Source organism: Thalassospira sp. ABL2_045 (assembly GCF_056161285.1).
The window spans coordinates 1-1,866 of record NZ_JBSWYV010000030.1; the positions used below are offsets into that span (position 1 = coordinate 1).

General features: G+C 55.5%; 1 protein-coding gene. It reads left to right on the forward strand.

The window, feature by feature from the left end; all coding sequences use genetic code 11:
* The coding region (locus tag ACXAIA_RS20575) for an FG-GAP repeat domain-containing protein (RefSeq protein WP_475351001.1) at window positions 1–1,866 on the forward strand (1,866 nt) is incomplete at both ends.

A 1,866-nucleotide genomic window follows, 5' to 3' on the forward strand; every position in this document is an offset into this window, starting at 1 on the left:
TGCGGGAAGTGGCCCCGAGCAGTTTGTCGTTTATGCGGCCGGCGGTCATATTTTATCCTATGGTCAAGCATCTGATAGCCGTATCGAGACGGTTGCGCCGGACGGGACGGCCGGGAGCGAGGTAAAATACTGGCTTCTGAGCAAGGTCGAAGACCGCTTTGGGAATGTGATTTCCTATCGTTACATCGAAGATCAGACGACGGGCGGATATCGGATCAGCGAGATCGGCTATGGCGGCGGAACCGCTGGCAGTGAAGCTGCCCGTGTTGCCTTCGACTATGAAGCCCGTCCGGATGTCCGCAGCAGCTATCAGGGTGGCAGCCTTGCCAGCCTTGATCAGCGCCTGACATCGATCCGGACCCTGTCAGAAGGGACGCTGATTACGTCCTACAACATGAGCTATCTGCCGCATGAAGGGGCTGATGCCGTAGACATGTCGATCCTGTCGTCGATTGAAGTCTGTGATGGGGCAGGGAACTGCCGTCTTCCACTTGATGTCAGCTGGACGACGTTCAGCTCGGGGTATGAGCGGAGCGATGTGAGCAACTGGATGGGTCTTGATCCGTCGCGCTGGGCGGCGACGGATTATGTTCTGCATGTACTTGACCATAATGGCGATGGTCGGGATGACTGGCTGTTCCAGGCGCGCAGCAGCAATGAGGCGAGCTATATTCTGACGGGCAGTGCGGCAGGTTACATTCTGAAGGATGTAACCGATACCTCGTCGACCAATGCGGATTACTGGCGGGCAGATCGTCGCAAGATCCATATTCTTGATTTTAATGGTGATGGTCGCAGTGACGTGCTGCTGCAAAGCCAGACGACCAGTCAGGCAAGTTATCTTCTGACCGGTGGGGAAGACGGGTTTGACGATATTGTCGGTCTGAGTGGAACGTACTGGGCACAGGATGAGAGCGAACTTAACGTCATTGACCATAATGGCGATGGTCGCAGTGACGTTCTGCTTCAGGGCAAGAGTAACTCAAAGGCCAGCTATCTGGCTTTGGGCGGCACGGATGGGCTTGGGGATCTTGAGGATATCAGCACGATCTCGGGCATGAGTGCGACGCATTGGGCATCGGATAAGCGCAAGCTGCATGTGATTGACTATGACGGTGATGGCCTGTCGGATCTTCTGCTTCAGGGCAAGTCGAGTCAGAGCAGCTATCTTCTGCGTGCGGACCGATCCCTTGAAGATGATGTGACGGGTATCGGCTTTGCGACGGTCGAGACGATCGACAGCCTGTGGGGCATGAGCCAGGGTGCCTGGGCGTCGAACCATTATGAACTGCATGTGATTGATGTGAATGGCGATGGTCTTTCAGATCTTCTGTTGCAGGGAACGTCGGGGAGCTATGGCAGCTCGCTTCTTCTGGGACATGGGGCCGGGTTTGTCGCACCACAGGTGCTGGATACCAGCTCGGGTATGAGCCGGTCGCTGTGGGCGTCGAACAATCATCGTCTGATTGCCTATGACTTTAATGGTGACGGTCTTGGTGACGTTCTGCTTCAGGGCAAGAGTTCAGGTCAGGCGAGTTATCTTCTGAAGTCGACGAGCAGCGGGTTTGAAGAGAAGCTTGCAATCGACAGTCTTTGGGGGATGAGTCAAAGCGACTGGCGGGCGGATAATCATGTTTTGCATGTAACGGATGCGGGCGGCGACAGTACGGCAGATCTTGTGCTTCAGGCGGTGAAGGTCAGTGACAAGAGCTATCTTCTGAGCTCGAACGGTGAGGGATATCCGCTTGTAAACGCGTTTGAGACCGGGCGCGGGGAGAAGACGGAGATCAGTTATCGGCCATTGCATGATGACGGGGTCTATGACCGCGGTGAAGCGGTGAGCTATCCCGAGCAGCAATATGAGAG